A 13,045-nucleotide genomic window follows, 5' to 3' on the forward strand; every position below is an offset into this window, starting at 1 on the left:
TGGGCCACCCGGTGGCCACACCGTCATCCGGCTCGCCCTCGACGTACCAGGGACGGTCATGCTGAACAAGTACGCGCGTGCTTTCTTCACGCGTGTCCTCACCCCGTTTGCCGCGCTGCTGCTGCGCCGGGGCGTGAGCCCCGATGCCGTCACCCTGGTCGGCACCGTCGGAGTGGCGGCGGGAGCGTTGATCTTCTACCCCGTCGGGGAGTTCTTCTGGGGCACCGTCGTCATCACGCTGTTCGTCTTCTCGGACATGGTGGACGGCAATATGGCGCGGCAGCTGGGCCGCTCCAGCCGGTGGGGTGCCTTCCTGGACTCCACGCTCGACCGGGTGGCCGACGCGGCCGTCTTCGGCGGGATCGCCATGTGGTACGCGGGCCGGGGCGATGATTTGGTGCTGTGCGCGGTGACGCTGTTCTGCCTCTCCAGCGGGCAGGTCGTCTCGTACACCAAGGCGCGCGGCGAGAGCATCGGGCTGCCGGTGAATGTGAACGGGCTGGTGGAGCGGTCCGAGCGGCTGGTGATCACCCTGGTGCTCGCGGGCTTCTCAGGCTTCGAGGCCACCTTCGGCGTCCCCCACATCGGGGTACTGCTGCCGATCGCCCTGTGGGTGGTCGCTGTCGGCAGCGCCGTCACCCTCGGTCAGCGGGTGGTGACGGTACGCCGTGAGGCCGCCGAGGTGGCCGAGGCGGAGGAGCGGCAGGCCGCCGGCGAAGGGCAGCGGGCCGCGGGGGAGACGGAGGCCGCCGGCGAGGCGGAGGAGAAGGGGAGGACCGCTTGAGCGCGCTGCGGGACCGGCTCACCGACTCGCTCTACGGGCTGGGCTGGGCCGGGGTCAAGCGGCTGCCCGAGCCGGCTGCCGCGGTGCTGGGCCGTCGGCTCGCCGATACGGTGTGGCGGCGCCGCGGCAAGGGCGTCACGCGCCTGGAGACCAACCTCGCCCGGGTGGTGCCGGACGCCTCCCCGGCCCGTCTGCGGCAGCTCTCGCGCGCGGGGATGCGCTCCTACCTGCGCTACTGGATGGAGTCCTTCCGGCTGCCCGCCTACAGCGAGCGGCACATCCTCGACAGCGTCGACGTCGAGAACGCCGACCGTCTCACCGAGGGCCTCGCCTCCGGGCGCGGCGTGATACTCGCCCTGCCGCACATGGGCAACTGGGACCTGGCCGGTGCCTGGGTGGTGACCGCGACCAGCAGGCCCTTCACCACCGTCGCCGAGCGCCTCGAGCCGGAGAGCCTCTACGACCGGTTCGTCGCCTACCGCGAGAGCCTCGGGATGGAGGTGCTGCCGCACGGCGGCGCCTCCGCCTTCGGCACCCTGGCGCGCAGGCTGCGCGCGGGCGGACTGGTCTGCCTGGTCGCCGACCGTGACCTGTCGGCCAGCGGGATCGAGGTCAAGTTCTTCGGCGAGGCCACCCGGATGCCCGCCGGGCCCGCACTGCTGGCCCAGCAGACCGGCGCGCTGCTGATGCCGGTGACGCTGTGGTACGAGGCTCCGCCGCGGATGAAGGCCAGGGTCCACGAGCCGATTCCGGTGCCGGACATCGAGGGGCGCAGGGAGCGGGTCGCGGCCATGACGCAGACCCTCGCCGACACCTTCGCCGCGGGTATCGCCGAGCATCCGCAGGACTGGCACATGCTGCAGCGCTTCTGGCTCGCCGACCTGGAAGCCGCACCGGGGAAGGCGCCGGAGGGCCGGGGGAAGGCGCCTCAGGTGCGCGAGCGGGGGAGCGGATGAGGATCGGTGTCGTCTGTCCCTACTCGTGGGACGTGCCCGGCGGTGTCCAGTTCCACGTCCGCGACCTGGCCGAGCATCTGATCGGGCTGGGTCACCAGGTGTCCGTGCTCGCGCCGTCGGACGACGAGACCCCGCTGCCCTCCTACGTCGTCTCGGCGGGGCGGGCCGTGCCCGTGCCGTACAACGGCTCGGTGGCACGGCTGAACTTCGGCTTTCTGTCCGCAGCGCGGGTGCGCCGCTGGGTGCACGAGGGCGACTTCGACGTGCTGCACATCCACGAGCCGGCCACGCCGTCGCTGGCGCTGCTGGCGTGCTGGGCGGCGCAGGGCCCCATCGTCGCCACGTTCCACACCTCCAACCCGCGCTCCAGGGCGATGATCGCGGCGTACCCGATCCTCCAGCCGGCGCTGGAGAAGATCAGCGCCCGGATCGCGGTGAGCGAGTACGCGCGCCGCACCCTGGTCGAACACCTGGGCGGCGACGCCGTCACCATCCCCAACGGCGTCGATGTCGGCTTCTTCGCCGACGCCGACCCCGAACCCGAGTGGCAGGGCGGTCCCGACGGGCACACGATCGGCTTCATCGGCCGGATCGACGAGCCCCGCAAGGGCCTGCCGGTGCTGATGAAGGCGCTGCCCGCGATCCTGGAGGCGGCCCCCGGCACCCGGCTGCTGGTCGCCGGACGAGGGGACGAACAGGAGGCGGTGGCCCAGCTGCCGCCCGCCATGCGGGACAGCGTCGAGTTCCTCGGCATGGTCAGCGACGAGGACAAGGCCAGGCTGCTGCGCAGCGTCGACCTGTACGTGGCGCCCAACACGGGCGGCGAGTCCTTCGGGATCATCCTGGTGGAGGCCATGTCCGCCGGCGCTCCGGTGCTCGCCAGCGACCTGGACGCCTTCGAGCAGGTGCTCGACGGGGGAGCGGCGGGCGAGCTGTTCCCCGTGGGGGAGGCCGACGCGCTGGCCGCCGCTGCCGTACGCCTGCTGGCCGACCCCGCACACCGTGCCGACCTGCGCCAACGCGGCACCCGGCACGTACGGCGGTTCGACTGGTCCACCGTCGGCGCCGACATCCTCGCCGTCTACGAGACGGTCACGGACGGTGCCGCCTCCGTAGCGCCCGACGAGCGCACCGGGCTTTGGGCCCGGTTCGGCCTCGCCAGGGACTGAGCCCTAGGACCCGGGACCCGAGATGCCGACCCTCACCACCCTCATCTGGATCGTCGTCGCGCTGCTGCTCGTCGGCGTCTATCTGAGCTGGACAGCCGGGCGCCTGGACCGGCTGCACGCGCGGATCGACGCGGCGAAGGCGGCGCTGGACGCCACCTTGCTGCGCCGCGCCTCCATCGCGCAGGAGCTCGCCACGGCGGGCGTCCTCGACCCCGCGGCCTCGATGGTGCTCTACCAGGCGGCGCACGGCGCACGGCAGGCCGAGGAGGAGCAGCGCGAGGTCGCCGAGAGCGAGCTGAGCCAGGCGCTGCGGGCCGTCTTCGCCGAGACCGCCCAGCTGGAGGCGGTACGTCAGGCCCCCGGCGGGCACGAGACAGCCGCCGAGCTGAGCGCCGCGGTGCGCAGGGTGCCGATGGCGCGGCGGTTCCACAACGACGCCGTACGGGCGGCGAGGGCGCTGCGCCGGCACCGTACGGTCCGCTGGTTCCGGCTGGCCGGGCACGCCGCCTCGCCGCTGGCCTTCGAGATGGACGACGAGCCACCGCCGGTGCTGACCGAGCGCGGGCACTCAGCAGGAGGCTGACCGGAGGCGGGCCCGACAGCCACCAGCAGCCACCGACAGCCACCGACAGCCAGTGGACGGCCACGGTCCGGCGCCCTCCGGGAAAGTGGCAGGCGCCATGCAGGCCACATCCCCGCGATTGGCCCTTTTCGCGGGCAAGCCTGTTCGAGGAAGGTGGCCGAGGACCTGAGAAGTCCTGTCGAACACCACCCCTGCAGCGAGGTCGAACGTGTCAACTCCGTCCACCGCCACTGAGTCCACCGCGGCGTCCGCCGCGCAGCAGCGCCCCGAGACCGGCACGGCCCGGGTCAAGCGGGGCATGGCCGAGCAGCTCAAGGGCGGCGTGATCATGGACGTCGTCACGCCGGAGCAGGCGAAGATCGCCGAGGACTCCGGCGCCGTCGCCGTCATGGCGCTGGAGCGTGTGCCCGCCGACATCCGCAAGGACGGCGGCGTGGCCAGGATGTCGGACCCCGACATGATCGAGGGCATCATCGAGGCCGTCTCGATCCCGGTGATGGCCAAGTCCCGCATCGGCCACCTCGTGGAGGCCCAGGTCCTCCAGGCGCTCGGTGTCGACTACATCGACGAGTCCGAGGTCCTCACCCCGGCCGACGAGGTCAACCACAGCGACAAGTTCGCCTTCACCACCCCCTTCGTCTGCGGCGCCACCAACCTGGGCGAGGCCCTGCGCCGGATCGCCGAGGGCGCGGCCATGATCCGCTCCAAGGGCGAGGCCGGCACCGGCAACGTCGTCGAGGCCGTCCGGCACATGCGCCAGATCAAGAACGAGATCGGCAAGCTGACCGTCCTGGACGACAACGAGCTCTACGCGGCGGCCAAGGAGCTGCGTGCGCCGTACGAGCTGGTCAAGGAGGTCTCGGTGGCGGGCAAGCTGCCGGTCGTCCTCTTCTCGGCGGGCGGCGTGGCCACCCCGGCGGACGCGGCGCTGATGCGCCAGCTCGGCGCTGAGGGTGTCTTCGTCGGCTCCGGCATCTTCAAGTCGGGCGACCCGGCCAAGCGCGCCGCGGCCATCGTGAAGGCCACCACCTTCTACGACGACCCCAAGATCATCGCCGACGCCTCCCGTGGCCTCGGTGAGGCCATGGTCGGCATCAACTGCGACACCCTCCCGGAGACGGAGCGCTACGCCAGCCGCGGTTGGTAAGCACTGACTGCCGGTGGGCGGGCACGAGCACGGCGTGCCCGCCCACCACCGCACCACCACCCCGCGTAGCGCACCGCGACAACGAAGGACCGCACAGTGTCTGTGCCCACCATCGGCGTGCTCGCCCTCCAGGGCGACGTCCGCGAACACCTCGCAGCTCTCAGCGCCTCGGGAGCTGAGCCCGTACAGGTGAGGCGCCTCGAGGAACTCGACGCGGTCGACGGCCTCGTCATCCCCGGCGGCGAATCGACCACGATCAGCAAGCTCGCCGTCACGTTCGGTCTGATGGACCGGCTCCGCGAGAGGGTTTCCGAGGGGATGCCGGCCTACGGATCGTGCGCCGGCATGATCATGCTCGCCGACAAGATTCTCGACCCCCGCTCCGGGCAGGAGACCATCGGCGGCATCGACATGATCGTCCGCCGTAACGCGTTCGGACGTCAGAACGAGTCGTTCGAGGCGGCCCTCGACATGCCCGCCGTCCCCGGAGGCCCGGTGGAGGGCGTCTTCATCCGCGCCCCCTGGGTCGAGTCGACCGGCGCAGCAGCCGAGACGCTCGCCTCCTACGACGGCCACCCGGTGGCGGTCCGCCAGGGGCAGCTGCTGGCCACCGCCTTCCACCCGGAGCTGACCGGCGACCAGCGGGTGCACGCGCTGTTCACACAGATGGTGCGGTCAGCACAGTGAGTTGCTGACGGTAGGATCTCCGCGTCGAGAAGAAGTTGGGACTGTGAAGGAGCGAGGCTGTGTCCGGCCACTCTAAGTGGGCTACCACCAAGCACAAGAAGGCCGTGATCGATGCCAAGCGCGGCAAGCTCTTCGCGAAGCTGATCAAGAACATCGAGGTCGCGGCCCGGATGGGCGGCGCCGACCCGGAGGGCAACCCGACCCTCTACGACGCCATTCAGAAGGCGAAGAAGCAGTCGGTTCCCAACAAGAACATCGACAGCGCGGTCAAGCGCGGCGCCGGCCTGGAGGCCGGCGGCGCCGACTACGAGACGATCCTGTACGAGGGCTACGGCCCCAACGGCGTCGCCGTGCTGATCGAGTGCCTCACCGACAACCGCAACCGCGCCGCCTCAGACGTACGGGTCGCCATGACCCGCAACGGCGGCTCGATGGCCGATCCCGGCTCGGTCTCCTACCTGTTCAACCGCAAGGGCGTCGTCATCGTCCCGAAGAACGGCCGGACCGAGGACGACATCCTCGCCGCCGTGCTGGAGGCCGGTGTGGAAGAGGTCAACGATCTCGGCGAGAACTTCGAGGTGATCAGCGAGGCCACCGATCTGGTCGACGTGCGTACCGCACTCGTCGACGCCGGGATCGACTACGACTCGGCCGAGGCCAGCTTCGTCCCCAGCATGCAGGTGGAGCTGGACGAGGAGGGCGCGCGCAAGATCTTCAAGCTGATCGACGCGCTCGACGACAGCGACGACGTGCAGAACGTTTTCGCCAACTTCGATGTACCCGATGATGTGATGGCCAAGGTCGACGCGTAACCCCTCCTGCGCGCGCAGGGCCCTTTGCGCGGTGCCCGGCTCTGTCAGAGGTTGCCGGTAGCCTTCGGCGGGAACACAGGAAACGGCCGCAGAGAGGGATGGCATTGCGCGTGCTGGGGGTCGACCCGGGGCTGACCCGCTGCGGCATCGGCGTGGTCGAAGGGGTCGCGGGGCGCCGGCTCACCATGGCCGGTGTCGGAGTGATCCGTACGCCCGCCGAGGCGGACGTCCCCGAGCGGCTGGTGCTGATCGAGCGCGGGCTGGAGGAGTGGCTGGACGAGCACCAGCCCGAAGCCGTCGCGGTGGAGCGGGTGTTCAGCCAGCACAACGTCCGCACCGTCATGGGCACCGCGCAGGCCAGCGCCGTTGCCATGCTGTGCGCGGCCCGGCGTGGACTCCCCGTCGCACTGCACACCCCCAGCGAGGTCAAGGCCGCGGTGACCGGTTCGGGGCGGGCCGAGAAGGCGCAGGTGGGCGCGATGGTGACGCGCCTGCTGGGGCTGTCCGCCACGCCGAAGCCCGCCGACGCAGCGGACGCGCTGGCGCTCGCCGTCTGTCACATCTGGCGCGGCCCGGCGCAGAACCGGCTCCAACAGGCCGTCGCGGCACGGCAGGCCGACGCCGCGTCCCGCGCGCACCATTCGCAGCACCGCAGGAAGGGCACCGTTCGATGATCGCCTCCGTCTCGGGCTCCGTCGCCGCGCTCGGTCCCGACTCCGCCGTGATCGAGGTCGGCGGGGTGGGTATGGCCGTGCAGTGCACGCCCGGCACGCTCGGTCAGCTGCGCATGGGCGAACCGGCAAGGCTCGCCACCTCGTTGGTCGTCCGCGAGGATTCGCTGACCCTCTACGGCTTCGCCGACGACGACGAACGGCAGACCTTCGAACTGCTGCAGACCGCCAGCGGGGTGGGGCCGCGGCTGGCCCAGGCGATGCTGGCGGTGCACAGTCCCGACGCGCTGCGGCGCGCCGTCGCCGGCGGCGATGAGAAGGCGCTGACCGCCGTGCCCGGCATCGGCAAGAAGGGCGCGCAGAAGTTGCTGCTGGAACTCAAGGACCGGCTGGGCAAGCCGCTCGGCACGGTCCCGGCGTCGCGGGGGGCCGCGGCAGCCGCCGCGCCGGGCTGGCAGGAGCAGCTCAACGCCGCCCTGGTCGGTCTGGGATACGCCGCCAAGGAGGCGGAGGATGCCGTCGTGGCGGTGGCCCCGCAGGCGGAGGCCGTGGTCGCGGACGGCGGTGAACCCCAGGTCGGCGCGCTGCTCAAGGCCGCCCTCCAGTCGCTGAACCGGGCGCGGTGAGGCCATGAGCTCCGAGGAACGGCTGGTCGACGCCGAGGTCGACAGCGAAGAGCAGGCCGTCGAAGCCGCGCTGCGCCCCAAACAGCTGGGGGAGTTCATCGGCCAGCCCAAGGTCCGCGAGCAGCTCGACCTGGTGCTGCGCGCCGCGCGGGCCCGCGGCGGCACCGCCGACCACGTGCTGCTGTCCGGCGCTCCGGGGCTGGGCAAGACGACGCTGTCGATGATCATCGCGGCGGAGATGAACGCGCCCATCCGCATCACCTCGGGCCCCGCCATCCAGCACGCGGGCGACCTCGCCGCGATCCTTTCCTCGCTCCAGGAGGGCGAGGTGCTCTTCCTGGACGAGATCCACCGGATGTCCCGCCCGGCCGAGGAGATGCTCTACATGGCCATGGAGGACTTCCGCGTCGATGTGATCGTCGGCAAGGGGCCGGGCGCCACGGCCATTCCGCTGGAGCTGCCGCCCTTCACACTGGTGGGGGCCACCACCCGGGCCGGACTGCTGCCGCCGCCCCTGCGGGACCGCTTCGGCTTCACGGCCCATATGGAGTTCTACGAGCCCGAGGAGCTGGAGCAGGTCGTACGCCGGTCAGCTGAGCTGCTGGAGGTGCACACGGATGCGGAGGGCGCGGTGGAGATCGCCGGGCGCTCCCGGGGCACGCCGCGTATCGCCAACCGGCTGTTGCGCAGGGTGAGGGACTACGCACAGGTCAAGGCGGACGGCGTCATCACCCGCGAGGTGGCGGCGGCCGCGCTGGAGGTCTACGAGGTGGACGGGCGCGGTCTCGACCGGCTCGACCGCGCGGTGCTCGGCTCGCTGCTCAAGCTGTTCGGCGGCGGTCCTGTGGGCCTCTCCACGCTTGCCGTCGCGGTTGGCGAGGAGCGTGAGACAGTGGAGGAAGTGGCCGAGCCGTTCCTCGTGCGCGAGGGACTGCTCGCCCGCACTCCCCGTGGTCGCGTGGCCACACCCGCCGCCTGGACTCATATGGGTCTCACCCCACCTCAGCAGTCCTCGCGGCCGGCCGCCGGAGGGCCGGGACAACCTGGCCTGTTCGGAGCGTGACGGCGCGGGGACTCGTCGGGCCGGGAACCTCGGTGCCATGCTTGACGTTGTTCCATCGGCGAAGGCTCGCTTAGACTCCGCCGACGCCCTCCCTTTGCGGAGGCTTGCCCACCCCGAATACCCAGGCCGCTGAGACGCGGCCATGCGAAGGAATATCTTCCGCCGTGGATCCTATTGCTCTGCTCCCGTTCATTGTGATCATCGGGGCCATGTTCCTGATGACTCGCTCCGCCAAGAAGAAGCAGCGTCAGGCCATGCAGATGCGTGACCAGATGCAGCCTGGCACGGGCATCCGCACCATCGGGGGCATGTACGCCGTCGTCAAGGAGATCCGCGAGGACAGCGTCCTTGTGGAGATCGAGCCGGGCACGCACGCGCTCTTCGCCAAGAACGCCATCGGCGCCGTGCTCTCCGATGAGGAGTTCGACCGCATCACGAACGGCCCCGAGGGCGAAGAGTTCGATGTCGACACGGTGGTGCCCGACGACGCCTCCTCGCTGACCCAGGAGGAGGACACTTCCTCCGAGGCGAAGCTCGACCTGGCCAAGAAGGACGCCGACGCCTCCGACGCTGCCGAGGACAAGGACGGCGAGGAGCCCGCCGCGGGGTCCGACGAGGCGAAGGCCGCAGCGGAGGAGTCCGACACCGTCCAGGCAAAGGACGGCAAGCGGGACGAGGACGCCGACTCCAAGTAAGGTCAGCGCCGCCGGGCTGGGGGAGCAGAACCGGGTCCGGCGGTGTAGCACGTCCACAGACCACTTCGCGCGCCGCTGTGCCGCGCCCGGCCGAACTCGCGGGGCGGCACGGGCGGTTGGACAGGGAGAGACGAGAAGGTGGCAGCACCGAAGAGGGGTCGCAGGGCCTCCGGCGCCAAGGGGAGTCCATGGCGCGCCCTAGGGCTGATTCTGGTGATCATCGCCGGGCTGGTCGTGGGGATGTTCGCCTCGGCCGGTACGACCGATATGACGCCCCGGCTGGGCATCGACCTGGCGGGCGGCACCAGCATCACACTGGAGGCCAAGAACCAGCCGGGCAAGCCCAACGCGATCAACAAGACCAATATGAACACCGCCGTCGGCATCATCGAGCGGCGTGTCAACGGTCTTGGTGTGCAGGAGGCCGAGGTCCAGACCCAGGGTGACCGGCACATCATCGTCAACATCCCCAAGGGCACCAACTCCAAGCAGGCGCGCGAACAGGTGGGCACCACGGCGCAGCTCGCCTTCCGCCCGGTGCTGACTCTGGCACAGGCCCAGAAGCCCCAGCAGCCCAAGCCCTCCAAGTCCGGCTCGGCCGAGCAGTCCGGCTCCGACAAGCAGGACAAGAGCGGGGAGCAGGACAAGGGCAAGCAGAACGAGAAGGCGAACCCCTCCTCGTCGCCTTCGGCCTCGTCCTCGGCCTCCCCCTCGGCCGGCGGCCAGGGCCGCGCCGTCACCGAGGGGCTGAAGGCCAGGACGGACAAGAGCCCCAGCCCCGATCCCAGCGAGCCCGGTGGCAAGAAGGAGAGCCCGAAGCCGACGACTCCGCCCCAGCAGCCGCAGGCCCCCGGGGTCTCGGCGGCGCTCGCCAAGAAGCTGGGCGCGCTGGACTGCAGCACCAAGGAAGCCCGGGCCAAGGCCAGCGAGCAGGCCGCGAGCACCAAGGGCTCCGAGCCGGTCGTCGCCTGTGACGCGAACGACCCGGTCAAGTACGCGCTCGGCCCGGTCTCCGTGCGGGGCAAGAACGTCAGCAAGGCCAAGGCGGTCTTCGACCAGCAGCGCGGTCAGTGGATCGTCCAGATGTCGTTCAACGACAAGGGCTCCGACCAGTTCGGTGACATCACCGGCAAGCTGATGAAGAATCCCCAGCCGCAGAACCAGTTCGCCATCGTGCTGGACGGCCAGGTGCAGTCGGCGCCGACCGTCAACCAGAAGCTGACCAACAACGCGGAGATCTCCGGCAGCTTCACCCAGGAGTCCGCCGAGGAGCTGGGCAACATCCTCTCCTACGGTGCGCTGCCGCTCTCCTTCGAGGAGTCGGACGTCACCACCGTCACCGCCGCGCTGGGCAGCGACCAGCTGCGCGCGGGGCTCATCGCGGGCGCCATCGGTCTCGCCCTGGTCGTCGTCTACCTCGTGGCCTACTACCGCGGCCTCGCGCTGATCGCCATCGTGAGCCTGATCGTGTCCGCGGCCATGACATACATGATCATGACCTTGCTGGGTCCGGCGATCGGCTTCGCGCTCAACCTGCCGGCGGTCTGTGGCGCCATCGTCGCCATCGGCATCACCGCCGACTCGTTCATCGTCTACTTCGAACGCATCAGAGACGAGGTCCGCGAGGGCCGTACGCTGCGGCCGGCGGTCGAGCGGGCCTGGCCGCGCGCCCGGCGCACCATCCTCGTCTCCGACTTCGTCTCGTTCCTGGCCGCGGCGGTGCTGTTCATCGTCTCGGTCGGCAAGGTGCAGGGCTTCGCCTTCACCCTGGGCCTCACCACCGCGCTCGACGTCGTCGTGGTCTTCTTCTTCACCAAGCCGATCATGACGTTGCTCGCCCGCAGGAAGTTCTTCGCCGATGGGCACCCCTGGTCCGGTCTCGACCCCAAGCGGCTCGGAGCCAGGCCACCTCTGCGGCGCCGTCGCCGCACCGTCAGCACCGACCCGAAGGAGGTCTGAGGTGTCCCGTCTCGGCAGTCTCGGCGCCCGGCTGTACCGCGGTGAGGTCGGCTACGACTTCGTCGGGCACCGCAAGCTCTGGTACGGCCTCTCGATCCTGATCACCATCACGGCCATCGTCGGTGTCGTCGTCCGCGGCCTCAACATGGGCATCGAGTTCGAGGGCGGTGCCGTCTTCACCACGCCCAAGACCAGCTCCTCCGTGGAGCAGACCACGCACTCGGCGGAGAAGATCTCCGGGCACACGGCCATCGTCCAGCAGCTGGGCGACGGCGGTATGCGGGTGCAGATCGCCAGCGTCGACACCGAGACCTCCACCAAGGTCAAGGAGCAGCTGGCCGAAGAGCTGCATGTGAACCCGGAGAAGATCGACGCGCAGCTGGTCGGACCCAGCTGGGGTGAGCAGATCGCCAACAAGGCGTGGCAGGGGCTCGGGATCTTCATGATCCTGGTGGTGATCTATCTCGCCATCGCCTTCGAGTGGCGCATGGCGCTGGCAGCGCTCGTCGCGCTGATCCACGACATCACCATCACCGTCGGTGTCTACTCCCTCGTGGGCTTCGAGGTCACACCAGGCACCGTGATCGGACTGCTGACGATCCTCGGCTACTCGCTCTACGACACGGTCGTCGTCTTCGACGGCCTGAGAGAGGGCAGCAAGAACGTCACCAAGCAGACCAAGTACACCTACAGCGAGATCGCCAACCGCAGCATCAACGCCACGCTGGTGCGCTCGATCAACACCACCGTCGTCGCGCTGCTCCCGGTAGCGGGCCTGCTGTTCATCGGTGGCGGGATGCTCGGCGGCGGCATGCTCAACGACATCGCGCTGTCCCTGTTCGTCGGCCTCGCTGCCGGCGCGTACTCCTCGATCTTCATCGCCACCCCGCTGGTCGCCGACCTCAAGGAGCGCCAGCCCGAGATGAAGGCGCTCGCCAAGCGGGTGCGCACCAAGCGTCTGAAGGCCGCCCAGCGCGAGGCGCACGAGGCGGACGACGAGAGCGCGGAACCGAACGACGAGCCGCCTGCCGACGACGGCGGCGTACGCCCCGCCGTGGCGGTGGACAACGGCCGTGACGGCGGCCCGGCGGCCGCGGGCGCCGGAGTCGGAGGACAGCGTCGCCAGCCGCCCTCCCGGGGCCGGGGCCGCGGCAGGCCGTCCGGAAAGCGCAGGTGAGCCGGTGAGCGCGATGGAGTCCTCAGCGGCGCCGCTGGTCCCCGCCGATGTGCGGTCCCTGCTGACCGGCCTGATCCACGACGTGCCCGACTACCCCAAGCCCGGGGTGATGTTCAAGGACATCACTCCGCTGCTCGCCGACGCCAAGGCGTTCTCCGTCCTCACGGACGTGCTCGCCGGGCTCGCGCAGCGGCACGGGGCCACGAAGATCGTCGGTCTGGAGGCGCGCGGGTTCATCCTCGGCGCCCCCGCCGCCGTGCGGGCGGGTGTCGGCTTCGTGCCCGTACGCAAGTCGGGCAAGCTCCCCGGCGCCACCCTCTCCCAGGGCTACGACCTGGAGTACGGCAGCGCCCGGATCGAGGTGCACTCCGCAGGTCTGGCCGAGGGCGACCGGGTGCTGGTGATCGACGACGTCCTGGCCACCGGCGGCACCGCCGAGGCGTCCGTCCAGCTGATCCGGCGCACCGGTGCGGAGGTCGCGGGCGTGGCGATACTGCTGGAACTCGGCTTCCTCGAGGGGCGGGAGCGGGTGGAGCGTGCCCTGGCGGGCGCCCCGCTCGACGCCCTGGTCACCGTCTGAGGCAGCCGCCGCCGGGCTGCGGTCCGCGGCTCGCACGGCACCGGCCCCGGCGGCATAAGGCGGCCACCCGATACGTTCACACAACGAGGGGTGGCCGCCTCCGGCGTCCCCGCTCCAGTGCGAGCGGGCCCGGGGC

The 13,045-nt window shown here is 70.5% G+C and carries 14 protein-coding genes; all 14 read left to right on the forward strand.

Features of this window, described 5'->3' with window-relative positions; genetic code table 11:
- Positions 1-58: 58 nt before the first annotated feature.
- The 14 genes from pgsA (at position 59) to JW592_RS27345 (ending at position 12,909) form a co-directional block, all read left to right on the forward strand.
- Entirely contained in the window at positions 59-784 is a 726-nt protein-coding gene (gene pgsA / locus JW592_RS27280) for a phosphatidylinositol phosphate synthase (protein WP_209267900.1), read from the forward strand.
- Positions 781-1,740 (forward strand): phosphatidylinositol mannoside acyltransferase, encoded by a 960-nt coding sequence (locus tag JW592_RS27285; protein ID WP_209267901.1) that lies wholly within the window; start codon positions 781-783, stop codon positions 1,738-1,740. Before pgsA ends, JW592_RS27285 begins: the two co-directional genes overlap by 4 nt.
- Entirely contained in the window at positions 1,737-2,909 is a 1,173-nt protein-coding gene (locus JW592_RS27290; protein ID WP_209267902.1) for a glycosyltransferase family 4 protein, read from the forward strand. Before JW592_RS27285 ends, JW592_RS27290 begins: the two co-directional genes overlap by 4 nt.
- Positions 2,910-2,931: 22 nt before the next feature.
- Positions 2,932-3,492 carry a LemA family protein gene (locus tag JW592_RS27295; protein WP_209267903.1) on the forward strand — a complete coding sequence of 187 codons (561 nt, stop codon included), beginning with the start codon at positions 2,932-2,934 and terminating at the stop codon, positions 3,490-3,492.
- Positions 3,493-3,700: 208 nt separating this feature from the next.
- Complete coding sequence (pdxS, locus tag JW592_RS27300; RefSeq protein WP_209267904.1) at positions 3,701-4,639, forward strand: pyridoxal 5'-phosphate synthase lyase subunit PdxS; 939 nt, start codon at positions 3,701-3,703, stop codon at positions 4,637-4,639.
- 96 nt (positions 4,640-4,735) lie between these two features.
- Positions 4,736-5,326 (forward strand): pyridoxal 5'-phosphate synthase glutaminase subunit PdxT, encoded by a 591-nt coding sequence (gene pdxT / locus JW592_RS27305; protein WP_307805569.1) that lies wholly within the window; start codon positions 4,736-4,738, stop codon positions 5,324-5,326.
- A 59-nt stretch (positions 5,327-5,385) separates the two neighbouring features.
- On the forward strand, positions 5,386-6,138 hold the full coding sequence (locus JW592_RS27310) for a YebC/PmpR family DNA-binding transcriptional regulator (RefSeq protein WP_209267905.1): 753 nt from the start codon (positions 5,386-5,388) through the stop codon (positions 6,136-6,138).
- 104 nt (positions 6,139-6,242) lie between these two features.
- Positions 6,243-6,812, forward strand: a complete 570-nt coding sequence (ruvC, locus tag JW592_RS27315; RefSeq protein ID WP_209267945.1) for a crossover junction endodeoxyribonuclease RuvC — start codon at positions 6,243-6,245, stop codon at positions 6,810-6,812.
- Positions 6,809-7,435 (forward strand): Holliday junction branch migration protein RuvA, encoded by a 627-nt coding sequence (gene ruvA, locus JW592_RS27320; protein WP_209267906.1) that lies wholly within the window; start codon positions 6,809-6,811, stop codon positions 7,433-7,435. The genes ruvC and ruvA overlap by 4 nt, the downstream gene beginning before the upstream one ends.
- A 4-nt stretch (positions 7,436-7,439) precedes the next feature.
- Positions 7,440-8,498 carry a Holliday junction branch migration DNA helicase RuvB gene (gene ruvB, locus JW592_RS27325; RefSeq protein ID WP_209267907.1) on the forward strand — a complete coding sequence of 353 codons (1,059 nt, stop codon included), beginning with the start codon at positions 7,440-7,442 and terminating at the stop codon, positions 8,496-8,498.
- 164 nt (positions 8,499-8,662) lie between these two features.
- Complete coding sequence (yajC, locus tag JW592_RS27330) at positions 8,663-9,193, forward strand: preprotein translocase subunit YajC (RefSeq protein WP_209267908.1); 531 nt, start codon at positions 8,663-8,665, stop codon at positions 9,191-9,193.
- A gap of 138 nt (positions 9,194-9,331) precedes the next feature.
- Positions 9,332-11,152, forward strand: coding sequence for a protein translocase subunit SecD (secD, locus tag JW592_RS27335; protein WP_209267909.1), 1,821 nt, complete (start codon positions 9,332-9,334; stop codon positions 11,150-11,152).
- 1 nt (position 11,153) lies between these two features.
- The gene (gene secF / locus JW592_RS27340) at positions 11,154-12,329 is read left to right on the forward strand and encodes a protein translocase subunit SecF (protein WP_209267910.1); all 1,176 of its coding nucleotides are present in this window, start codon (positions 11,154-11,156) and stop codon (positions 12,327-12,329) included.
- Between the two features lie 13 nt (positions 12,330-12,342).
- Entirely contained in the window at positions 12,343-12,909 is a 567-nt protein-coding gene (locus JW592_RS27345; RefSeq protein WP_209267946.1) for an adenine phosphoribosyltransferase, read from the forward strand.
- The last annotated feature ends 136 nt before the right edge of the window (positions 12,910-13,045 follow it).

Source organism: Streptomyces spirodelae, assembly GCF_017676385.1.
GTDB lineage: Bacteria > Actinomycetota > Actinomycetes > Streptomycetales > Streptomycetaceae > Streptomyces > Streptomyces spirodelae.